Below are 20,867 nucleotides of genomic sequence, written 5' to 3'. Positions count from 1 at the left end.
AGCAAATGGCAAAGAACATAAAACTTGCTCTTGAAGGTCGAGCGCTTACAAATCAAGTCGGTCTCTCCAAGGGGTATTAGTTATTCCTTGTAGAGGTCTTTTTAAAAGTTGCCTGACTCAATTTGGTAACGGTGCCAAACATGTATGGGCTTGACCTCCTACCAATACAACAATCAGAGGTAGTAGTACGATGGATACAAGTTTTGCTGTAAGTAAAGATCAGGGCCAGGAGACCAGCCTGAAGGCGGGATTAAAACCCCGACATTTGACGATGATGTCTATCGCGGGTGTTATTGGCGGTTCTCTGTTCGTGGGTTCTGGTAGCGTCATTCATAGTGCCGGCCCCGCGGCAGTTCTAGCGTATCTTGCTGGCGGGATTCTCATGATGCTCATCATGAGGATGCTCGGTGAGATGGCAACCTCTTCCCCCGATACTGGATCGTTCTCTACCTACGCCGACCGCGCTATCGGGCGCTGGGCGGGATTCACCATCGGTTGGCTGTATTGGGGTTACTGGGTAATCCTCATGGCCTGGGAATCCTACGTGGCCGGAAAGATCCTGCACAACTGGGCACCCGGCATAAGCGTTAACGTCTTCGTGCTGGCAACGACTCTGGTGCTTATCAGCATCAACTTCTTCAATGTCAAAAACTACGGAGAATTCGAGTTCTGGTTTGCCCTGATCAAGGTAGTGGCCATTTTCTGCTTCCTGGTAGTTGGCAGCCTTGCAGTACTCAATATCTGGAGTTTCGGCACTGTTAGCGGAATCAGCAATTTAACCGAACACGGGTTTATGCCGAATGGCTTTGATCCCGTAGTAGGTGCCATGCTCGGGGTTATGTTCGGCTTCCTTGGTGCGGAAATCGCGACTATCGCAGCATCGGAGTCTGACAACCCGTCGCATCAAATTGTTAAGACCACTAAATCGGTGATTTGGCGTGTCGCACTGTTCTATGTCGGCTCCATCTTCCTGATTGTATGCCTGGTGCCGTGGAATGACCCAATGCTGGGCGAATCCGGCTACGGCTCGTACCGCCGTACTCTCGAACTGCTTGGCATCCCTGGGGCTGAGCTGATTATGAATGTTGTGGTGCTGACATCTGTGAGCAGTTGCATGATCTCAGCCCACTACACGGCGTCCCGTATGCTGTTTTCGCTCGCGAGTCGTGGTGACGCACCGGCTATTTTCAAAATTACCTGGCAAAAAACCGGTGTGCCTATCTATGCCGTCATCGGTTCTTGCGCGATTTCCGTGGTTCTAGCGCTCATTAACTTCAGCGAAACTCTGCGCCCCAAAGATGTGCTCGATACGCTGATGAACATTACCGGCATGATTGCTTTGCTGGTTTATCTGGTGATTGCGTATTCGCAGCTTAAAATGCGTCGCAAGCTGAAGGACCAAAGCCAAGATAACCCGCTCAAAATGTGGCTCTATCCTTGGCTTACCTGGGCAGTGATTGTGTTCATTCTGGCGTGCATCGTGATCATGGCTTGCATGCCTGAATACCAAGTCCTGGTTGTGTCTACAGGTGGTGCGGGGATCCTCGTCGCACTGATCGGCATCGTCCATCAACTGCGCTGCAATTCCCGCTAAGCCACGATCCCTATTGGTTCGGATATCTGGCAGCCAATGCTGAGCAGCTTCGTGATTAGGTGGAGCTGATCACTATTATGGGCCAGGCGGCGGACAGGATGTCTACCGCCGGTAGGGGTACTTTGCGAATGCTGCTTCTAGAATGGGCATGGGGGAATAACGTGCGAAATTGCATTTCACCATCGACGGTAAATGCCAAGGAGCACTGATGAGTTATGGAATTTTCGGTGGCGCTTACCGCCCCCGGGCGCCGGTGAAACACAAAGTATTCGTGAGCTACCATCACCACAGTGACCAGGCTTGCTACAACGCTTTTTCAAACGCATTTCATGTTACCTGCGATGTGATCTACGACAACTCCCTTGAGCGCAGCATCGATAGCGATGACGTCAATTACGTGATGCGCCGTATTCGGGAAAATCACATCACCGGCACGTCTTGTACGATCGCATTTGTTGGCGCGGAAAGCTCAAAGCGGAATTACATCGATTGGGAAATCTCGGCGACACTTGAAAAAGGTCACGCCCTGATTGGCGTACGCCTACCCACTGCGGAGTCACCACCGATGGTGTACATCACTCGGCCATCGAGCACTTCGCCCTGAGTGCCCAGGCGGTAATCGCCTTCGGCGGCGTGGGCATGCGTGGCCATGGTCGAACAGTTGGCCGCCGTTAGCGTTATTACACGCCAGGCGAGAGATCTCGAGCCTAAGAACAATGCCGATGCGACCGGGCGCGACTTCTGCGGTCATGCGTGTAAAGCCGGTCCCGCAAGTGATGCTGAGTCCAGAATGTCCAAAATTTTCGTTGACAGCATGACTTTCAGTCGTCCGGTGGCAGGTCTGCATGGGGGAGGGAACAGTTGCATCCTTGCTCTTCTGTTCCGCCGCAGCAAAGGACCAATAATCGGGTGAGTTAAGAGTAAATCACCAAGTGAGCCGTTGGCGTCGATCTGTGAGGTCTTGGGAGCGTTGTATGGAGGGGCGAAGACGCTCCAGTCAACCAGAAGTAATTCGCGTGATTCATTGGGGAAAGTCAGCAGAAGGTGCGATCGTCCAATGTGCTTCCGTTATTTATTGACGAGCGTCAGCAGCTAGCCGAGACCAAGGCTAGGAGTGGGAGAACATCAGCTTTACTCCAGCCGCTCCGAAAACTAGCGCAAGGGTGCCTTCGATCCACCGGCGTGCTCGGCGATATCCCCGAATCATAGGCGCGGTGGAGAAGACGATCGCATAGCTACAGAAGATAGTGACGCTAAGCACGGCGCAACCGGCCAGAATAATCGCGACTGTTTTTGGCGAAGCTTGCGGCCCCAAGCCAAGGGTCATGGTAGCGATCCAACCGAGTAGTGCCTTGGGGTTTGTGAGATGCATGAGCAAGCCGCGCTGATACAGGCTGAACCCCGAGACTTTTGGCGCGGCCGCTAGCTCTTTCTCGAGCCGCTCATTGGACGTTAGAGCAGAGCGGCCTGCTTTGATGGCAAGGAAGAGCAGGTAAGCACCGCCAACCGTTTTTAAGACGCCCAGCGCTTGCGCATATTGTGCCAGGACCGCTGAGACGCCCGTGGCTGCCATCGATCCCCAGAAAATCGAACCACTGATGACACCCGCTGCTAGCAGGAGCGCAGGCTGCCTGCCTTGGTTCATCGCGACGCCCATTATCCGCATGTTGCTCGGTCCAGGGCTCGCCGCTCCAACAATATAGGCCGTGAATACGAGGAGGAGATGGTGGTAATCAAATGACATTAAAAGCCCCTTAACGAAGTTCTATGCCAGTCAGCGGCTCTGTTGCTAGCAGTCCTATGACGGGGCGATGATGGACGACCACAAGAGCCGACCCGCGCGGACTCCTCTGTAAGCCTCAGTGCGATGCTGTCTGAACGCTATATTTCACGCCCGGATTGGTGGATCTCCGTTACAGACATGGTGAATATCAGTTTTGATTTGCCATTATTTGAGTAGGCATGAGGTACGTCTGTTTTTGCTACGGCTGAGCAACCCGCAGAAATGCTCAGTTCGGTATCACCTACTGTGAAGTGAAGTGTCCCTTTCTCCACGTGAAATAGCTCAGTTGTGCCGTGAGGATGCCCTGAGGAGGCAAAAGTTTCGCCGGGAAACATTTCCCAGCGCCAAAGCTCAATCATGTTCGGACCACTGGTTCCAGCCAGGAGCCGAGCCGTCCCCCCCAAGTTTCCTGTCCAGAGTGTGGGGATATCCTTACTTTCGATGAGGTGGGCAGATGGGGCGTCGGACACGTTCACGACATCAGCAACTGAAAGACCCAAAGCAGCAGCGATTTTGCAAAGGATCGCGATGCTTGGGTTAGCCGTGCATTTCTCTATCTCGACCACCATGCCCTTGCTGACACCGGAGCGACGGGAAAGCTCGTCGAGAGTGATTTTCCGCTTCTTTCGTTCCTCTTTGAGCCTACGGGAAACTGCCTCGCTAACGGTTTGAACGTCGGCCCCGGTGTTGGTCGGTATATTGACTATTTTGGTCATTGGTCGCTAGTATGAAATGAATTTTAGGATTAAAGGGATTCTCTGATGCTGTCCGTACTGCCGTCAATCGACCAAGACGTAATCAATTTGGCACCTGAGTTCAGAGCGCTCAGCATTGTGGTCGAAGCTGCACCAATCGCCAATCCAGATATTGGCAAGGACGCTTTGTCTCGAGCCTGTCAATCAGTCACGGCGGGTGGTGCTCTATGGGCGGAAGCTCACCTGACCGCTTGGGCGGATCTCTTCCGAAAATTCGGTGCCAAGCCGCAGCGCACTCCTTGCTCAGCTGAAGCTCTTCGCAAACGAGTCCTGCGTGACGGTAGTCTGCCGAGTATCGATCCAGTGGTTGATCTCTATAACGCCATCAGCATTGAGTATGCAGTTCCTGTTGGCGGTGAGAACGTCGAAGCCTATGTGGGCTCGCCGCGACTCGCTGTAGCTGATGGGTCGGAACCTTTCGACACCATGAAAGAAGGTGCTCCAGCCCACGAATATCCTGATTCTGGCGAGGTTGTTTGGCGGGACGATAAGGGGGTGACTTGCCGTCGTTGGAATTGGCGCCAGGGCGTCAGAACACGGCTCAGTGCAGATGCGAAGCACATGTGGTTCATTCTGGAAAGTCTGCCGACAATGCCGCTCGAGGCATTGACTGAAGCGGGTGACAAGCTGATAGAAGGCCTGCAACTGATGATGCCAGGCGCTCAGATTGAGAGTGTACTTATCGGTCCAGGTGCCAATTAGTAAATAAGCGAGACGGCACGGGCTGCTTGTGGGGATGCATACGGGGTTATGTCCAATCTTGCCTCGCACGCAGCCTTTTTGATCGGCGGCAATCATGCCCAACCACATCACGTTGGAAAAGCCTGCAGCTGAATCGAAGAAATCTCCATAGCGCATGGTGTCGATTATTGAGCGATGTATGCTTCGGAGTCAGTCCGTCCTGTGGTGATCTAATTGCAGAATCACACAATGGAGTCATGAACTATGTTTACCGGTCTTAGCGCATTTCCTTTGACGCCAATGAATGAGCAGGGTGTGGATGAAGGAGCATTTACTCGCCTTGTGGAGCAACTGGTGGCTGCGAAAGTAGATTCTATCGGTGCGCTCGGGTCTACAGGAAGCTATGCGTACCTTTCTCGGACTGAACGCTCACGAGTTACGCAGTTGGCAGTAGAGGCAGCCGGGAATGTTCCCGTCATGGTAAGCATAGGATCGCTGCGTACACGTGATGTGCTGTTGTTGGCAGAAGATGCGCAAAAGGCGGGAGTCAAAGCATTGTTGCTGCCGCCCGTTTCCTATCAGAAGCTATCAGCTGAAGATGTTTTTTCGCTGTACGAAACGGTCACCGCCAATATCTCCGTCCCGCTATGCGTCTATGACAACCCCGGCACCACCCATTTCGAATTTACTGATGAGCTTCACGGGCGAATTGCCCGCCTGCCGAATGTGCACTCGATCAAGATCCCTGGCGTTCCCGAAGCACCAGATCAGGCCAGGGCACGAGTCGATCGCCTTCGGGCACTGATTCCGGAGCACGTAACGATTGGGGTAAGCGGGGATGTATTTGCTGCTACTGGATTGAACGCAGGCTGTGAGGTCTGGTACTCCGTCATTGGGGGCTTGTTCCCGAAAACAGCCCTGGCAATCACGCGTGCTGCGTTGTCGGGTAACGCCGAAGAAGCGACTCGCCTTTCCGAATCTTTGAAGCCCCTATGGGCCCTCTTCACACAATTTGGGGGAAGCTTCCGCGTTGTTGCAACGGCGGCCGAGCTTCGTGGATTCACCCACTCTCCGAGCTTGCCATTGCCACTCAGAACCATAAGTGGAGCAGGGCGTCAGCAAATTGCTGCGGTGATCGACGAGCTCGAACTGAGCTGAGCAGTAAGTGCTGCGAACGCATCCGATACGCCGAGCTGCGTCTTTACAATGATACAGCTCAGCAGGTGCGGTAGGGCCGATGTTGAGTCGGCTTTGACCGGCGCAGTGACCCTAATATTGGGCGAGCAGATCAGTTATAGGAGCAAAGTGAATGTACATCCCCCCTCAGTTCGAAGAGTCTCGTGTTGGCGTTTTGCAAGAAGTCATTATGCGAAATCCGCTTGGGTCACTTGTCACTTGTTCGGGTGATGGGATTGACGCCAATCACCTACCTTTTGAACTTGTACTCCGCAGCGGAGCGCTTGGGGTGCTGCAGGCGCATGTGGCGCGGAATAATCCCCTATGGCATGAAGTCGCCCAGGGCAGCGAGGTGTTGGTGATATTTCGAGCTCAAGATGCGTATATATCGCCGCAATGGTATCCGAGCAAACAGGATTTCCATCAGCAAGTCCCCACTTGGAACTACCGGGTCGTGCACGCATTTGGTCGTGTGACGTTTCACGATGATGCTCAGTACGTGCGTCGTGTCGTAGCAAAGCTGACCAAGTCTCATGAAGCAACTCAGCCCACGCCTTGGAAAATGACCGATAGTCCCAAGGAGTACATAGATGCCATGCTGAAAAAAATTGTAGGGGTCGAGATCGAAATCACGAGGCTAGCGGGGAAATTCAAGCTCGGTCAGGATGAGGAAGCCCGTGATATCCGAGGTGCTGGCTATGCTTTGGTCTCGCGTAATGAGCGAGGAATTGGATTAGCCATGCTTGAGTGCGCTGATAATAAAGACATTTAGCATCTTCCTTCCCACTTACAAAAAGGCGCCTCCTGAAATAAAGGAGCACTTCTATTCGTGACGCTCCTCATAAAAATCGTCGGCACTTATGAATTGTCTTTGCAGTGAGGACGCGTCAGAAGAAGGTGGCTTGCTGAGGCATTTTTTTGAGATCGCTGCTTCGGGCCGGCGGGCCGGCTTACTCAGTTTGAATCACACCGAAGCCTCGTTCGACATTTGAGCGGAATTGTCTCAGGTTCCTTTTATGCATCCAGCGCTCGTCATATTGGGGGCAACTGATGCTTGATCGGGTATGCAGATCATCGAAAGATTTCCTATTACGTATCATCGCCATACATGGGCCGGCCCATCAGTGCCTAGAGCTTCAAAAACGTTGTGAAATGGTCCTTGTGATCCAGCAGGAGCTCACGAGGCAAGATAGTCGCCACACTTCCTCGATGCTGCAATCCGTGTGATAGCACGTGTGCAAGAACCTGCTCTTTCGTCATGTTGCCTGGGTTTCCATCCTTGAAAATAAACGCAACCGGATCAGACAGTTCGATTGCAGTGATCGACTGGGTGTAGTTCACAAACCATTGATTCGCTGAAGAAAAGCACTCTTCCAGTCGACCCAGGTCTTGTTTCTGTTCGGTCAGGATGGAGTCAAATTCATCCGGTTTTCCCTGCAGTCTGGCAATGAACAGCTGGTCAACAATATTGATATGGGCTAGCCAGTAGAGTGCTTCCTCCATTTCCGTTGGAAATTTTTTTGCCGCGGGGGCTTTCAAGCACTTGAACAGCTCCTCCTCAGACCATGCCTTGTATTTGTAAAGCGAATGAAGAAGGTTCGTGGCACTCATGGTGTTCTCCTGGTTTTCTAATTTTCTGGCTGCCCTGGACCTTCTGATGGGAGTGCGGATAGGGTTCCTTCCCGCAGGGGGATAGCCATGCATGGTCGGATGGGTGGAATGGTCAGTATATTGACTTTTTTAGTCAATAGCTGATAGTTTGAATGGCAAGCGACGAAAGTGGCCATGTGGTAGCCGAGTGAAGGGTGATTGGCCTGGTGCGGGCGATGTGCGATCCCTCACCATCTGCGTTTGCAGATGACGATGATCTCGCTCAACGCTTCAGAAGAAGGCCTGCACTGCACAGGAAAGGCTCACTGCAGCACTGAATTTCAGAAGGGCGCCGCCTTACGGGTGGCAGGCTCAGAGATGGCGAGAGGGTGTCTCAAATCATGAAGTACGTCAGCACACGGACGCCTGGTAAAGAATTCGAGTTCAGCGAGGTCCTCATGGGGGCGTACGCACCGGATGGTGGGCTTTTCGTTCCTCGCAACGTTCCTCGCTTCAAAAGCGAAGATCTCCTGAAGCTTGAATGGCTACCATTTCACGAACTGGCACGTCATGTAATCGAGCCGTTCCTAGGTGGCTATATCCCTCAAGATGAACTGTCTCGAATTCTTGAGGAGACATTTGACCGTTTTAAAAGTAACGCTGTTGCGCCGCTCTACCAGACGGCTACCAATGAGTGGGTATTAGAACTATTCCATGGTCCGGCAGGGGTCTATCAAGACTTCGGTCTCCAATTGATGTCTCGTCTGGTTGAATACTCTTTACTAAAGTCCGGAAAGAAAGCGCTTGTCGTTGGTTGCACTGGTGGAGACACGGGTGTCGCAGCCATCAAAGCCTTCAATGGCATGGAAGGTGTGACTGTGATTGTTCTGCATCCTTCCAGAGGAATAACAGATGAGCATCGGCGGCGCTTATTAGGCGCTGCCGAAGAAAATGTTGTAAATATTTTGGTTGAGGGTGATTACGCCGATTGTCATCAGCTGTGCGAAAAATTTCACAGAGGCATTAACGAAACAGGTCAACAATTAATATCTTTCAATTCGGTGAATTGGGTTAGGGTGCTGGCGCATCTGTCCTTCTACTTCTACTCGTCGCTTCAATTAGGTGCGCCTAAAAGAGAGGTGGCGTTCAGTGTGCCTACCGGAAATTTTGGTGCTCTCTATGCAGGCTATATTGCAAGGGAAATGGGGTTGCCCATCAGGCAGCTAATTGTAGCAACGAATACCAACGCGGGTTTGCATAACTTTCTTCAGTCTAACCTCTATAGGCGTAATGAGATTCGTACTACCAACACGCCTTGCATGAATGTGTCGTTAGCCTCTAATTTCGAGCGGCTGCAATGGAGTATTCTCAATAGGTGCAGTGATAAAGTGGCTAGAAATATGGAGCTACTAGAGATGGATGGCCAAATTCAACTGGAACAGGATGAGTGGTTAGAGGCGCGAAAGCTATTTGATTCTTTGGCGGTAGAGGATGCAGAGGCATTTTCCTGTATTCATGAAGTCTTTGTTAAAAGTGGTTACTTGATCAGTCCTAATACCGCGATTGGATTACGAGCTGCGCGAATTAACAGGCGTAGCTTACTGACACCAATGATCTGCTTGGCCACGACGCATCCTTCAAGCTCTGCGTCTGTTCTGGCTGAAGCCGATGTTCAATCTCCAATGAGTGTGGTGAGTGCTCACCCCTTCTCTAATGACGAATGCATTTCAATTTCCAATGATGTTGGCATCCTTACGGAACTCATCAAGGCGATATCCCAAGACACGAAGTCTCGCTCGCTATAATCCTGGAGTTAGAGATGAAACGCGTTTTAGATAAGACGGATGAAAGAATACTGGAAGAGCTTACTCGTAATGCTCGACTTGCGCATAACGATATTGCCATGAAAGTTAATTTGTCTAGGAATGCTGTCAGGCTCAGGATTGAACGGTTGGAGCGGGACGGATATATCAGGGGTTATACCATAATCAAAGGTGGGCCACCTTCCGAGGTTGCGCCAATTAATGCCCTTATTTTTGTGTATCGAAAAGACCGAATGCGCGGTGCTGAAGTAGTGCGTTCAATTGTCTCAATGCCTGAGGTCGTGTCCTGCAATGTAATGAGTGGTGACCTGGATATTGTAGTGACAGTTGAAGCGGCAAGTTCGGATTGTATTCATCGGGTCTGGAGCGACGTATCCACGTTGCCAGGAGTTCTGAATACGGTTACGTCATTTGTATTGTCTTGCACGAAGTAGGTTGCTAGGAAATCAAAATGCTCTCTCCTTCGAGCATTTTGCTCGCAACAATGATCGGTTTGCCATATTCGTATGAGCACTGCTGCAGTTTAGTATTTCAGTACCGAAAACATAACAATGAGGCCCATGTCGTGACTGAATATAAAATTGCTTTGCTTGGTTTTGGTGGTGTAAACCGTGCGTTGACGCAGCTCATTGCAGATAAGAACGAGCACTGGGCTAATGAATTTGGTTTTAAGCTAAAAATTGTTGGTGTTAGTGATCTTTACTTTGGCTCCATTATCAACAAGAACGGGTTGGATGCCCACGAATTGGCCGCAGTTCCTGCTGTAAAAGGGGGGTTTAGAGCATTGCCAGCGGGCAGTGCTGAGCCTGCCAATGAGACGGTTATCCGTTTCTCGGGGGCCGATCTTATCGCCGAGGCGACGTTCACCAACCCTGTAGACGGAGAGCCAGCTACGACTTTCTGTCGCTGGGCTCTGGAGAAAGGTATCAGTGTGGTCACCACCAACAAAGGGCCGGTGGCGTTGCACGCTGAAAGCCTGAAAGCATTGGCCAGAAGCACCGGTGCCCAATTCGAGTTTGAAGGCTCGGTAATGAGCGGCACCCCTGTCATTCGTCTGGCTAAAGAGTCGCTGGCCGGCTCGGAAATCAGCGGGTTTAAGGGCATCTTGAATGGTACGTCCAATTTCGTACTTTCTAGCATGGAAGAAGGTCTCGACTTCTCTGATGCAGTCGCCAAGGCTCAGGAACTCGGTTACGCAGAAGCTGACCCCACCGCAGACGTGGAAGGGCATGATGTTCGTCTTAAAGTAGTCATTTTGGCGAATGAGCTTTTGGGGGCGAAGTTGACTCCGAGCGATGTCCTTTGCAAAGGCATCTCGGGGATCACGTCAAAAGATATCGCCGAAGCAACGAAAGCCAATGCCCGGTGGAAACTAATTGGCAGCGCGGAAAAAATGAGCAATGGCTCCATCACTGCATCTGTTAGTCCTCAATTGTTACCTCAGGGGGACGCACTGGCCGGTGTGAGTGGTGCAACGAATGCAATTACCTTCACTACTAACCTTCTGGGGCCGGTAACGGTTGTCGGAGCGGGTGCAGGTCGGTTTGAAACAGCATTCGCCTTGCTCTCGGATATCGTCAGCATTCACAAGAACAAAACTAAGATAGGTAAATGATCATGAATAGCTTGAGTCTTTCGCTCGCTGTTGATTATAAAACCATAACAGTTTTGAGCCCGTATGATGGCGCTGCAGTTGGAGAGGTGACGGACATACCCGCTTCATTTGCCACTGCGATCATTGATACGGCGAAGCTTGGTGCGCTGATCGCCAAAGAACTTCCAAGGCATGAACGTGCTCGCATACTGGAAAAAACCGCTGCTTTGGTCGAGAGCGACAAGGAGGCGTTTGCCAGTCTGATTGTTGCCGAGTCGGGAAAAACGATCAAGCAGGCGAGAAAGGAGGTTTTACGCTGCGTCAATACGCTGAAACTGTCCGCTGAGGAGGCCAAACGTAATGCTGGCGAAGTGATTCCGTTTGACTCCTATGTAGGATCCGAGTCCCGTCAAGGATGGTTTACTCGGGAGCCTTTGGGTGTAATTGTTGCAATTACCCCATACAACGACCCACTCAACTTGGTCGCTCACAAGTTGGGGCCTGCGATCGCTGGCGGTAATGCTGTTGTACTCAAACCCTCTGAGCTCTCTCCATTATCTGCCATTAAGCTGGTGGCCTGCCTGAACGCTGCGGGTCTCCCTCCTGCGGTCGTGTCCATTGCAACTGGAGGGGCCGCGCTGGGCAAGGCACTGGTCGCTCATCGAGCGGTACGTATGGTTTCCTTCACGGGCGGTTTTGTTACCGGTGAGCAGATCTCTCGCAATGCAGGCCTTAAAAAACTGGCGATGGATTTGGGGGGCAATGCCCCGGTTATCGTCATGGGCGATTGTGATCTGAATGAAGCCGTTGAGTCCTGTGTATCAGGCGCTTTTTGGGCTGCCGGGCAAAATTGTATCGGTACCCAACGAATTCTTGTTGAAGAGACAATATATGAAGAGTTCAAAAAGAAATTCGTTGTGAAGACAAGTGCTTTAGTCGTGGGAAATCCTGCTGACGAAAGCACGGATGTTGGGCCAATGATTACTGAAGCTGCTGCAAAACGCACTGAAGAAGTAGTCGTCGAGGCAATCGATAAAGGGGCTAGCCTGTTATTTGGTAATGTACGCCAAGGCTCGCTTTACTCACCGACGGTCCTGGAGAATGTTAGCCAAAGCTGTAAAGTTTGGTGTGAGGAAGTATTCAGTCCGGTTGTCATTCTTCAAAGCGTGGCCTCGCTCGATGAGGCGCTGACGCTGGCCAATGAGCCAGAGTACAGTTTGCATGCGGGTATTTTTACCAGCAATTTGAATGTCGCCATGAAAGCAGCTAAACGGCTCGAAGCCGGCGGCGTCATGATTAATGACTCATCTGACTATCGTTTTGATGCAATGCCATTTGGTGGTTCCAAATACGGCAGCATGGGGCGTGAAGGTGTGCGTTTTGCATATGAAGATATGACACAACCAAAAGTGATTTGCTTAAACGGTGTTGGCGGAAGTTGATTAAAGGATCGATGTGAATCCCTAGGATTAAATCGGGTCCTCGGCAAGGCTCTTCTGGTCGGTAGAGCCTTGCCCAATACAACAATAAAAGGTAACAAAATGAGTGTGAATGATCTTAATCCCACACGCGTGCCATCGTCTGGTGCAACTCGAAAGAGAGACTTCAGCGCAGAAGATGCTGGCTATCAAAAAGTGCTCAAGCCTCGCCAGGTTCAGATGATTGCCATAGGGGGGGCAATCGGAAGCGGTCTATTCATGGGCGCAGGCGCACGACTCGCTGAAGCCGGACCCTCACTTGTGTTTGTCTATGCAATCTGTGGCTTTTTTGCGTGGTTCATCATTCGGGCTATGGGCGAACTGGTGATGTATCGCCCATCCTCGGGCTCGTTCGTCTCCTATGCTCGAGAGTTCTACGGTGAGAAATGGGCTTTTGCCGTGGGATGGATGTACTGGACTGACTGGGTAATGGTTGCCATTGCAGATCTCACAGCGACAGCGCTCTACCTGAATTTCTTCAAAGCCTATGTCCCTTTCATGGGCGACATCCCTCAATGGTCCTTGGCACTAGGAGCACTGGGTTTTGTTACTGCGATTAACCTTGTCTCGGTAAAAATTTTTGGTGAACTTGAATTCTGGTTTGCCCTGATCAAGGTAGCTGCATTAACGACTTTCCTTGGGATCGGCATTTACATGGTTTTGTTCGGCACTCCGCTGCCAGGCCATGAGGTCGGGTTCAAACTGATTTCTGACAATGGCGGTTGGTTCCCATCAGGCCTTTTGCCCGCCGTAATCATGATCCAGGGGGTGATATTTGCGTATGGCAGTGTGGAGTTGGTTGGTACTGCAGCTGGCGAAGCCCAAGACGTCGCTACAGTCATGCCGAAAGCAATTCGGGCAGTTGTTTTCCGCATTATTGTTTTTTACGTTGGTTCTGTATTGCTGTTGGCAATGCTGCTCCCCCACACCGCGTACTCGGCGGGAGTAAGCCCGTTTGTGACGTTCTTCGGCTCGCTGGGGATCAAGGGTGCAGACGCGATTATGAACATGGTCTTGATTACCGCGGCCGTGTCTTCTCTGAACGCTGGCATTTACTCCACTGGCCGGGTGCTTCGCTCGCTGGCAATCAACGGATCAGCCCCTAGCTTCCTGGCCAAGATGAACCGTCAAGGTGTTCCGTTCGCTGGCATCATGCTGACGACCGTTGCTTCACTAATTGGTGTCGTACTTAACGCCATTGTTCCGGGGGAAGCCTTTGAAATCGCGCTGACACTCACTGCCGTTATGTTGATCGGTTCGTGGTCAACAATCGTCCTGTGTCAGATCAAGCTCTTCAAATACTCCCAGCAAGGTGATCTGGAGCGTCCGGGATTTCGAATGCCGTTTGCGCCTTACAGTGGTTACGCCACTTTGGGGTTCTTCGGTTTGGTTCTGGTTCTGATCGCATTCGATTATCCCGTAGGTACGTACTCGATTGCTTCGCTGCCGTTTTATGCCGCCGCCCTTGTTGTTGGTTGGTACATGGTTCGTGGCCGTGTTCGTGCAATTGAGAGTGGTGAATTAGTCTTTGACGAAAATCAAGAATTGGTCCGATCAGTTCAGACCAACCGTCCTTCTTTCACTCACCTTCAGAATCAATGACACCGAACAAAAAAATAACTTTGGAGGAAATAGACATGCGTCCTGACAAAAAGAATCTGTCCACACTTTCGGCGGCTACACTCGCAGTTCATGGTGGTAACGTAACCGACACCACTACTGGTGCTGTTCGCACTCCGCTGGTGATGGCTAACTCTTATCTCTTGCCTGAAGATCCGGCCACGATGGACTGGTCTAGCCCAGACGGCCTTGTGTACACGCGGAACCAGGGGCATAACCAGGTATGCCTTGAAAAGAAACTTGCTGCACTCGAAGGCTGCGAGGCTGCGGTTGTATTTGCTACCGGCGTTGCCGCTTTGCATTCAGTGTTTTTCTCTTTCTTGAAAAGCGGTGACCACGTCATTGTCAGTGATATTACATATCAGGCCGTATGGCGTCTCTTCGCGGAGCTTTTACCTGAGCGTTATGGCATTGAAGCTACATTCGTGGATGTAGGTGACCTAGAGGCAGTGCGCCAAGCGATCCGTCCAAATACTAAACTCATCCATACCGAGACGATTGCTAATCCAACTACTAAGGTTGCAGATATCGCAGCACTGGCTGAAATTGCTCATGCACACGGCGCACTGATTTCCGTCGATGCTACTTTCACTCCACCTCCGTTTTTCCGTGCCAGTCAGCACGGGGTCGATCTGGTCGTCCACTCTCTGACGAAGTATATCAATGGCCATGGTGATGCCATGGGCGGGGTGGTTATCGGTTCCACTCAGATGATTACCAAGATCAAGAATGATGCTCTTGTTGACCTCGGCGCGACTATTTCTCCATTTAACGCCTGGATGATAATGCGCGGTTCAGTCACTCTGCCTCTGCGTCTGAAGCAACTTCTAAATACTGCTGAAAAATTGGCTGAGTTTCTCAACTCGGATGATCGTATAGCCTATATCTACTATCCTGGGCTTCCGTCCCACCCCCAGCATGAATTAGCTCGTCGGCAATTCGCAGGCAAGGGATATGGGGCGATGATGGCTTTTGCAGTAAAGGGCGATCCAGATACTCAGAATCGGTTCGTTTCTAATCTACGCATCATCACTTCTGCAGTATCCCTTGGGCACGATGAGTCCCTCATCGTTCATGTGGGGGCCGAGGGCCGAGGCGGCTTTGACAAGTACCCTGAAGAGTTTCGCACATACGGTCACCTTCGGTTTTCGGTAGGGCTCGAAGATCCGGACGATTTGATCAAAGATATTTCCGTAGCCTTGGACGAGACATTCAAATGATCTGAACGCCTAAAAATTGGTACCACCTTTAGGTTTGAATTTACGGCATTGCTCAAAATTTGGTCTGGTCGGTAACCCTCCTTTGCCCCCGTACCAGCGGGGGCTTTTTTAAGAGCACGATCAATTATTTCTGTTTTTTAGGGGCGCGGCCCCAATACATGTAGGTTTTGTTCGTCTGAATGGCGACGGATCTTTCAATGGAGGCTTGTCATGGCTTGGATATGTTTAATATTTGCAGGGATACTTGAAGTTGTTTGGGCTTTTTCGATGAAACAATCTGAAGGTATGACCAAGCTTGGACCAACTATTGTTACCTTGGTAATGGTAATGGCAAGTTTTGCGCTCCTGTCATTTTCTATGAAAAGCCTACCTCTCGGTACTGCCTATACGATATGGACTGGCATTGGGGCTGTTGGAGCGTTTGCAGTAGGTATCATTCTCCTGGGCGAGCCGGCTAGTCTTATGCGTGTGGTTGCAGCTATTTTGATCATCAGTGGGCTTGTGATGATGAAGCTCGCGTCAGCTTAAATTTTTCTTGGCCAGGCTCCATTTAATTTTCAGAGTCGGATCAGTCGTCGAAAGGAGGCGCTCTAACGGGGGGGGAATTGTGCGGGCTTAACCCTCATGGGCTAGAGCGATGTTCCCGCATCTCTTGGCGCCCTGTCATCAAAACTGAGCTTTCAAAAATCAAGCTTTTCCGTGGCGATAACTATATTGATGAACAGGAGGTTGCTGAGCTCTACAACCAGTTCAAGGCAGGCCTCGGCGACCTAATTAAAAAGCAAATAGAAGAAGTAACTGCATTCAAGAAGAAGATTGATAACTTCCAGAAGACCCTTATTGATGGGCGGCGCAAAGAGCTTGGGGATAGCCTGAAGGAAATTGACGCGAATATCACCCGTCTCGATCGGCTATACAAAGAAAAACTTTCGCTCATCGATCAAAAAGGCGCTTTGAAAAATCTTCGTCAGACTATTGCGACATACCAAAAGAAGGTAGAGGATCACGCCTCTCTTTCCGCTTTTATTAAGAAGCACACAGATTACGAGCGCGAGAAAAAAGAAAAAACTAACGAGAGGGATGGGCTTATCTTTCTGCTCGACAGCTTTGTGTCCAACTCATCCGACATAATAGATTCTCTTGAGCAAACTATACTCGATATACATGAGGTGGTTGCTGGAAACCGTCTCAGTTCCTTCGAAGTAGAAGTCTCGAAGAAAAAAGAAATCGTTAAATTTGAGCTCCGTATTTATGATGATGGTAGCCACAGCAATGAGCGCGAAAAGGTATTCCTATACGATATCGGTCTATTGACGAACACTGAAACGGCAAAACGTCACCCTGGACTATTGGTTCACGACAATATTTTTGATGTTGACTATGACACTCTCATAAAGAGCCTTAACTATATCGGCGATAACGAAAAAACTTTGGCAGGAAAGCAATACATTCTGACGCTAAATAGCGACAAAATATATGATGCAGACATACATTCGCGTCTTCGGTTGAATATGGAGAAGTTGAAGCGCGCTGCCTTTACAAAGACTGCGAAGTTTTTGAAAGCCAGCTATCAAGAGCTCTCCCATTAGGGGATATGCTGTTCGCTAGGGCGTAGTACTTCAGGAGCATCAAGGGCGCAACGCCCTTGAGATCATCGCGCGGTGGATATTTTCCAGCGAGGCCAGGGCATTCTGATGCTCCAGGCTTTCCCGGTCACCGCGTACTGCGACATTGAAGACCTCCCGGTTGCACACGCAGTTCGCTTTCAGATTTTGTGGCCAGTTCAAAGATCGTCATCAGTTTCATTTCAAGTCTCCTACGTCTTCGGCCACCCTTCGCGGCCTTGTGACGCTGTGCCAGCACAGGCGTCGGCCACGCAGCACCCCAACTGGGCCGTAACGTGAGAGAAGGAGTCATTCATGACTTGCTGCTGGAGGAGACGAGCAGTGCTACAGCTCAAACCAAAGGGCGGGAGGTGTGCCGATAGGAAGAAAGAAAAATGAACGCTCTGGTAACGAGATCAGAACCAGGAAAAATATGGGCGAATCTGACGGCTGCTCCGGCAGACCGGGCTCTATGCGCTTAATGCGCACCGGGCCAATGGAAAGCCTTGTCCCGGCCATCCGGTGACGATCCCTTTCGCAAGAACGAAAAGAGGCTCAAGGGGCGCTGCCCCTGGCGCAACGCAAGGGTAAAGCTTCGCCCCGATGAAGGGTGTCCCCGGCCTTCCGCACCCATAAAAAGCATGGGTTTGTGCAGGCCGGGTGATCCCCCTCCCTTCATCGAGCCCTTGCGTTACCTCCCCGGTCTCGCGGACGGGCAGGGGTGCATGTGCGACCTCACGCACAGCACCCGAAGCCCTGAAAGGAGCCAAGACCATGACCACCGAACCCAGAATTTACGTTGCTGATCTGGCCGCCTATAACAGCGGATACCTTCACGGCGTATGGATCGACGCTACATTGGACGCGTCAGATATTCAGGATCAGGTAAACGCGATGCTGGAGCAATCGCCGGTCGGGGACGCGGAGGAGTACGCGATTCACGGCATGACGGTAGGCAGCTACGCGACCATTACCGACCTGATCAAATTCCAGAAGCTGTACGTTCTGCCGCGTGACGATGAGGTTGACGGATACAACGGCGATACCCCACCGGAGCCACGCAAGTACACCGAATTTGAAGAATGACCAGTTGAGGGAAAATTAATCATGGATATCGAGGCTATGACAGCTGCCGTCGCGAAATGGGCCAGCACCCAGCCGCTTATTCGGAAGGCGTATCTCTTCGGCAGCCGGGTTCGCGGCACGCATCAGCCAAACAGCGATCTTGATGTTGCTGTTGAACTGTTCACCTTGCCGGGTGATGAGAGTTTATTGGCTACCTGGATCAGTGAAGCTCAGCAACTCAAAAAATCTATTGCCGGAGTTGTCCCTGTAATCATCGATCTTAATTGGTACGGAGGCGCAGATGAAACGCCATGCGTTCACGCGGGGCTTCAAGATGGAAATATCGTGGCTTTTGATGCTGATAATACCGCTTCGAGCCCCCGGACAAACTGATCACGGAAACTCGCCATGAAAGACAACGAGCAAGACGTATTCGCCCAGGCCGCCGCGCAGATGCACAAGACGTTTCCGCCGCGTGTACAAACCGTCACTCAGGATAAAGCAGAGCTGGAGCGGCTTTACCCCAAGGGCGGTGACGGGAATTCAGTTGAGGGTAATCGACCCATGATTGAACCCCGCTATAGCTTGGATTTCACCCTTGACCAATTGGATGAACTGCAAACCGCGCTCGAAACGGTTTCTGCCAGTGAGGCTGATCCGGAAGCCGAAATATTCGTGCTGTTGGACCAAGTGCGTAAGGCGCGAGTCGACGCGATCAAATTCAAACAACGCAACCAGGAGCGCGCTGCTGACGTGCTTTCCAGGCTTGCCGATGTGCAAATCAAAAACCTGACCTCCGAGCCGAAGTGATCGAGGAAAAGCCGCTGTAATTTCAGCCCGCCCAAGTGCGGGCTTTGGCAGTACCAGGACGTGGTTTGCGTCCACAACACTGAGAGGGTTGCCATGGATATTCGGTGCATTAATGAGGCGGCGGAAGATATTGCCGTAACCATCCGCAAGCTACGTCAGCACGGTTTCAGAATCGTGCGTGACGAACCAGGTTCTGTGAGTGAGCAGCAGCTAAACGACGACGCGGCATCTGTCGGGTGCTCGATGCTTGGGTTGGAGAACACCAGCGACAACAGAGGCAAGCTACCGGTGAACGTGATCGCTAGAGCTATAACGCGCAACCTCACACAACCACAGAACTGATCACGGAAAACGCACAATGAACAACAGTGAAAAGTGGGTGATTCAAATCAAAATGACCATTATCTGCTATACCTGAAAGTGAAACAGCTACTATCCATTTCAATACAGGAAGTATTTTATGAGAGCGATTCTTGGTTTTGCATTCTTAATTAGCGTCGGAGCACATGCTTCACAAACTATTGGACCAACCATTGCTCTTTCATTGCAAAATCCGCAGCTTGCCATCTCCGTCTCTAAGGCGAGCATGCAGCTGTCTACAATGATTACAGAAGCTCATTGTATGAATAAGGCAAGTGATAAATCAGAGCCTGGACTATGTGAGGTTATGTCTATACTAAAAAATACCATCGACTCAAGTGAGATAGAGAAGGTATTGCCGAAAATATATGATGGGGCCGCTGCCTATGAGGTAGAAGGCACTAGTGATCTGGATTTTAAGAGTTATATCAAATCTGTACAGGATGAAAATTCTGAATTATCTGAAAGTGAGATAGTTGAGCAAACAGGTTATGTATTTTCAGTAATAGCTGATTCAGCCACATTCCAACCCGATTGAAATTGAGGCCAGTGAATCGCGCCACTGCGGGCATGGTGGATCGGCGGCTACCGCGACAGCGGCGGCGCATAGGAAAAAGCCTACCGCGCCAATGGGCTTGGTAGCTGCTGCCAGCCAGGGCGACAAGACTCACTAAGACACTACCGCTGGATAGAAAAAAAATGGCAATCATACTTGTAGAGCGGGTAGTCAACACAGCTGGGATTGCTTGGGTGAGAACGCATGCGACGGATACTGAGTTGTTCGCGCTGTGCTCCCGTGAGCTTCACCCAGAAATCAAAGGCATTGAAGAAGGATTGGGGCAGGTTACTTGTCCTGATTGTGTTGAGATTGTTAGGCGCTGCCATGAAGTAGACCAATCCGACCTAGCTCCTGAATATGAAAATGAACTGCTCGCAAAAAAATGGGACAGGTAACAGGAAAAGCCACACCACTGCCCCGTCCTTCGGGCTTCGGCAGAAATGCAGTACCAGGGCGTGGTTTTGCGTCCAGTCTGATCGGGAATCAAGATGCCAAAAGTATTTGATGCAACTGAGGTCATGCTTTGTTGGACGCCGGGAACCGCCAGCGTTGCACTTGTGCCATGGCCGGATAAACAGCGATTGGGTACTCCGTACCAGCGTTCCTCGTTCGCGTGTTATGGCGAGTTTCGGAAAATGACTTTCGAACAGCGCAAGGCTCAAGTCTTTATTGAAGCTATGACGTTGATAATTCGTGATGAGTGCGATCCTGCGGCAGTCCACCGCGCTCTTTGCGGGTTGAAGGAGTATCGGGCCGGTTGCCCGGTCGATATGCCCGATATGGGCGTCAACAGGTAAACCACGACTGTAGTGCCAGCACATGCGGGCCACAACTTTGCGCTGCGCACCACTCAGGGCAGTCGTTGACGTTCGATGGTCATTATCTGCAACAGCATGTGGAGGGCAACTAGATTGCCGCCGACCTGATCGCGCCACGCTTGATGGGTGCTTTTGTAAAGCTCATCGATTTCCTTTATCACCTCGCGATAGCGGACGACCTCAAGGATCAGGCGGTGTATGTCGGGGTCGGCGTGCTGCTTCCAGAGGGTACGCAGTTCCGTTTTCGTGACCGTCTCGAAGGACGGTAATTCGCGGGTCATGATTGCAACCTGTTAGCTGTACATATGAACAGTATGTTGGGAGGCACTCGCTGTGG

At 51.1% G+C, this 20,867-nt stretch carries 22 protein-coding genes and 1 pseudogene; 19 read left to right on the top strand and 4 right to left on the bottom strand.

The window, feature by feature from the left end:
* Nucleotides 1-190 precede the first annotated feature (190 nt).
* Together AC1D19_RS01790 and AC1D19_RS01785 are read left to right on the top strand one after the other, a co-directional pair.
* On the top strand, nucleotides 191-1,594 hold the full coding sequence (locus AC1D19_RS01790; RefSeq protein WP_477762144.1) for an amino acid permease: 1,404 nt from the start codon (nucleotides 191-193) through the stop codon (nucleotides 1,592-1,594).
* A gap of 208 nt (nucleotides 1,595-1,802) precedes the next feature.
* Nucleotides 1,803-2,090: pseudogene (locus AC1D19_RS01785) on the top strand (TIR domain-containing protein); the annotation flags it as partial.
* A gap of 612 nt (nucleotides 2,091-2,702) precedes the next feature.
* Here AC1D19_RS01785 and AC1D19_RS01780 read toward each other — a convergent pair.
* Nucleotides 2,703-3,338 (bottom strand): LysE family translocator, encoded by a 636-nt coding sequence (locus tag AC1D19_RS01780; RefSeq protein WP_477762143.1) that lies wholly within the window; start codon nucleotides 3,336-3,338, stop codon nucleotides 2,703-2,705.
* A gap of 137 nt (nucleotides 3,339-3,475) precedes the next feature.
* Nucleotides 3,476-4,093, bottom strand: a complete 618-nt coding sequence (locus AC1D19_RS01775) for a helix-turn-helix domain-containing protein (protein ID WP_108217379.1) — start codon at nucleotides 4,091-4,093, stop codon at nucleotides 3,476-3,478.
* Between the two features lie 45 nt (nucleotides 4,094-4,138).
* Between AC1D19_RS01775 and AC1D19_RS01770 the strand changes: the two genes are divergently transcribed.
* The 3 genes from AC1D19_RS01770 (at nucleotide 4,139) to AC1D19_RS01760 (ending at nucleotide 6,761) form a co-directional block, all read left to right on the top strand.
* A complete protein-coding gene (locus AC1D19_RS01770) occupies nucleotides 4,139-4,834 on the top strand; it encodes a B3/B4 domain-containing protein (protein ID WP_108217380.1) in 696 nt (231 codons plus the stop codon).
* A gap of 243 nt (nucleotides 4,835-5,077) precedes the next feature.
* Nucleotides 5,078-5,971, top strand: a complete 894-nt coding sequence (locus tag AC1D19_RS01765; RefSeq protein WP_429541880.1) for a dihydrodipicolinate synthase family protein — start codon at nucleotides 5,078-5,080, stop codon at nucleotides 5,969-5,971.
* Nucleotides 5,972-6,122: 151 nt separating this feature from the next.
* Nucleotides 6,123-6,761 carry an FMN-binding negative transcriptional regulator gene (locus AC1D19_RS01760; RefSeq protein WP_477762142.1) on the top strand — a complete coding sequence of 213 codons (639 nt, stop codon included), beginning with the start codon at nucleotides 6,123-6,125 and terminating at the stop codon, nucleotides 6,759-6,761.
* A 356-nt stretch (nucleotides 6,762-7,117) separates the two neighbouring features.
* Here AC1D19_RS01760 and AC1D19_RS01755 read toward each other — a convergent pair whose 3' ends face one another.
* Nucleotides 7,118-7,600: a DinB family protein gene (locus AC1D19_RS01755; RefSeq protein ID WP_477762141.1), complete on the bottom strand. Its 483-nt coding sequence runs from the start codon at nucleotides 7,598-7,600 to the stop codon at nucleotides 7,118-7,120.
* A 380-nt stretch (nucleotides 7,601-7,980) separates the two neighbouring features.
* On the opposite strand from AC1D19_RS01755, the gene thrC reads away from it, so the two are divergent.
* The 14 genes from thrC (at nucleotide 7,981) to AC1D19_RS01685 (ending at nucleotide 20,509) form a co-directional block, all read left to right on the top strand.
* The gene (gene thrC, locus AC1D19_RS01750) at nucleotides 7,981-9,384 is read left to right on the top strand and encodes a threonine synthase (RefSeq protein ID WP_477762140.1); all 1,404 of its coding nucleotides are present in this window, start codon (nucleotides 7,981-7,983) and stop codon (nucleotides 9,382-9,384) included.
* Nucleotides 9,385-9,398: 14 nt separating this feature from the next.
* Complete coding sequence (locus AC1D19_RS01745; protein WP_477762139.1) at nucleotides 9,399-9,836, top strand: Lrp/AsnC family transcriptional regulator; 438 nt, start codon at nucleotides 9,399-9,401, stop codon at nucleotides 9,834-9,836.
* Nucleotides 9,837-9,967: 131 nt separating this feature from the next.
* On the top strand, nucleotides 9,968-11,017 hold the full coding sequence (locus tag AC1D19_RS01740) for a homoserine dehydrogenase (RefSeq protein WP_477762138.1): 1,050 nt from the start codon (nucleotides 9,968-9,970) through the stop codon (nucleotides 11,015-11,017).
* Between the two features lie 2 nt (nucleotides 11,018-11,019).
* Nucleotides 11,020-12,438, top strand: coding sequence for an aldehyde dehydrogenase family protein (locus tag AC1D19_RS01735; RefSeq protein ID WP_477762344.1), 1,419 nt, complete (start codon nucleotides 11,020-11,022; stop codon nucleotides 12,436-12,438).
* Between the two features lie 99 nt (nucleotides 12,439-12,537).
* On the top strand, nucleotides 12,538-14,076 hold the full coding sequence (locus AC1D19_RS01730; protein WP_477762137.1) for an amino acid permease: 1,539 nt from the start codon (nucleotides 12,538-12,540) through the stop codon (nucleotides 14,074-14,076).
* Between the two features lie 35 nt (nucleotides 14,077-14,111).
* A complete protein-coding gene (locus AC1D19_RS01725; RefSeq protein ID WP_477762136.1) occupies nucleotides 14,112-15,314 on the top strand; it encodes a trans-sulfuration enzyme family protein in 1,203 nt (400 codons plus the stop codon).
* A gap of 210 nt (nucleotides 15,315-15,524) precedes the next feature.
* Nucleotides 15,525-15,842, top strand: coding sequence for a DMT family transporter (locus AC1D19_RS01720; protein ID WP_477762135.1), 318 nt, complete (start codon nucleotides 15,525-15,527; stop codon nucleotides 15,840-15,842).
* Between the two features lie 77 nt (nucleotides 15,843-15,919).
* Nucleotides 15,920-16,903: a DUF2326 domain-containing protein gene (locus AC1D19_RS01715; RefSeq protein ID WP_477762134.1), complete on the top strand. Its 984-nt coding sequence runs from the start codon at nucleotides 15,920-15,922 to the stop codon at nucleotides 16,901-16,903.
* A 789-nt stretch (nucleotides 16,904-17,692) separates the two neighbouring features.
* On the top strand, nucleotides 17,693-18,004 hold the full coding sequence (locus tag AC1D19_RS01710) for an antirestriction protein ArdA (protein ID WP_477762133.1): 312 nt from the start codon (nucleotides 17,693-17,695) through the stop codon (nucleotides 18,002-18,004).
* 21 nt (nucleotides 18,005-18,025) lie between these two features.
* Nucleotides 18,026-18,376, top strand: a complete 351-nt coding sequence (locus AC1D19_RS01705; protein ID WP_477762132.1) for a nucleotidyltransferase domain-containing protein — start codon at nucleotides 18,026-18,028, stop codon at nucleotides 18,374-18,376.
* Between the two features lie 15 nt (nucleotides 18,377-18,391).
* Complete coding sequence (locus AC1D19_RS01700) at nucleotides 18,392-18,793, top strand: hypothetical protein (RefSeq protein ID WP_477762131.1); 402 nt, start codon at nucleotides 18,392-18,394, stop codon at nucleotides 18,791-18,793.
* A 460-nt stretch (nucleotides 18,794-19,253) separates the two neighbouring features.
* Entirely contained in the window at nucleotides 19,254-19,691 is a 438-nt protein-coding gene (locus tag AC1D19_RS01695) for a hypothetical protein (protein WP_477762130.1), read from the top strand.
* 161 nt (nucleotides 19,692-19,852) lie between these two features.
* Nucleotides 19,853-20,107: a hypothetical protein gene (locus AC1D19_RS01690; RefSeq protein WP_477762129.1), complete on the top strand. Its 255-nt coding sequence runs from the start codon at nucleotides 19,853-19,855 to the stop codon at nucleotides 20,105-20,107.
* A gap of 93 nt (nucleotides 20,108-20,200) precedes the next feature.
* Nucleotides 20,201-20,509: a hypothetical protein gene (locus AC1D19_RS01685; protein ID WP_477762128.1), complete on the top strand. Its 309-nt coding sequence runs from the start codon at nucleotides 20,201-20,203 to the stop codon at nucleotides 20,507-20,509.
* 53 nt (nucleotides 20,510-20,562) lie between these two features.
* On the opposite strand, the gene AC1D19_RS01680 is transcribed toward AC1D19_RS01685, so the two are convergent.
* On the bottom strand, nucleotides 20,563-20,811 hold the full coding sequence (locus AC1D19_RS01680) for a hypothetical protein (RefSeq protein WP_477762127.1): 249 nt from the start codon (nucleotides 20,809-20,811) through the stop codon (nucleotides 20,563-20,565).
* Between the last annotated feature and the right edge of the window lie 56 nt (nucleotides 20,812-20,867).

The organism is Pseudomonas sp. P1_C12 (assembly GCF_056406435.1).
This window is presented reverse-complemented; position numbering and strand designations above follow the sequence as displayed.

Coding starts and splice junctions, on each gene's coding strand:
- AC1D19_RS01700 (WP_477762131.1), top strand. CDS start 18,392: ATGAAAGACAACGAGCAAGACGTATTCGCCCAGGCCGCCGCGCAGATG.
- AC1D19_RS01780 (WP_477762143.1), bottom strand. CDS start 3,338: ATGTCATTTGATTACCACCATCTCCTCCTCGTATTCACGGCCTATATT.
- AC1D19_RS01760 (WP_477762142.1), top strand. CDS start 6,123: ATGTACATCCCCCCTCAGTTCGAAGAGTCTCGTGTTGGCGTTTTGCAA.
- AC1D19_RS01710 (WP_477762133.1), top strand. CDS start 17,693: ATGACCACCGAACCCAGAATTTACGTTGCTGATCTGGCCGCCTATAAC.
- thrC (WP_477762140.1), top strand. CDS start 7,981: ATGAAGTACGTCAGCACACGGACGCCTGGTAAAGAATTCGAGTTCAGC.
- AC1D19_RS01705 (WP_477762132.1), top strand. CDS start 18,026: ATGGATATCGAGGCTATGACAGCTGCCGTCGCGAAATGGGCCAGCACC.
- AC1D19_RS01695 (WP_477762130.1), top strand. CDS start 19,254: ATGAGAGCGATTCTTGGTTTTGCATTCTTAATTAGCGTCGGAGCACAT.
- AC1D19_RS01735 (WP_477762344.1), top strand. CDS start 11,020: ATGAATAGCTTGAGTCTTTCGCTCGCTGTTGATTATAAAACCATAACA.
- AC1D19_RS01720 (WP_477762135.1), top strand. CDS start 15,525: ATGGCTTGGATATGTTTAATATTTGCAGGGATACTTGAAGTTGTTTGG.
- AC1D19_RS01680 (WP_477762127.1), bottom strand. CDS start 20,811: ATGACCCGCGAATTACCGTCCTTCGAGACGGTCACGAAAACGGAACTG.
- AC1D19_RS01775 (WP_108217379.1), bottom strand. CDS start 4,093: ATGACCAAAATAGTCAATATACCGACCAACACCGGGGCCGACGTTCAA.
- AC1D19_RS01685 (WP_477762128.1), top strand. CDS start 20,201: ATGCCAAAAGTATTTGATGCAACTGAGGTCATGCTTTGTTGGACGCCG.
- AC1D19_RS01765 (WP_429541880.1), top strand. CDS start 5,078: ATGTTTACCGGTCTTAGCGCATTTCCTTTGACGCCAATGAATGAGCAG.
- AC1D19_RS01770 (WP_108217380.1), top strand. CDS start 4,139: ATGCTGTCCGTACTGCCGTCAATCGACCAAGACGTAATCAATTTGGCA.
- AC1D19_RS01755 (WP_477762141.1), bottom strand. CDS start 7,600: ATGAGTGCCACGAACCTTCTTCATTCGCTTTACAAATACAAGGCATGG.
- AC1D19_RS01790 (WP_477762144.1), top strand. CDS start 191: ATGGATACAAGTTTTGCTGTAAGTAAAGATCAGGGCCAGGAGACCAGC.
- AC1D19_RS01690 (WP_477762129.1), top strand. CDS start 19,853: ATGGCAATCATACTTGTAGAGCGGGTAGTCAACACAGCTGGGATTGCT.
- AC1D19_RS01725 (WP_477762136.1), top strand. CDS start 14,112: ATGCGTCCTGACAAAAAGAATCTGTCCACACTTTCGGCGGCTACACTC.
- AC1D19_RS01745 (WP_477762139.1), top strand. CDS start 9,399: ATGAAACGCGTTTTAGATAAGACGGATGAAAGAATACTGGAAGAGCTT.
- AC1D19_RS01730 (WP_477762137.1), top strand. CDS start 12,538: ATGAGTGTGAATGATCTTAATCCCACACGCGTGCCATCGTCTGGTGCA.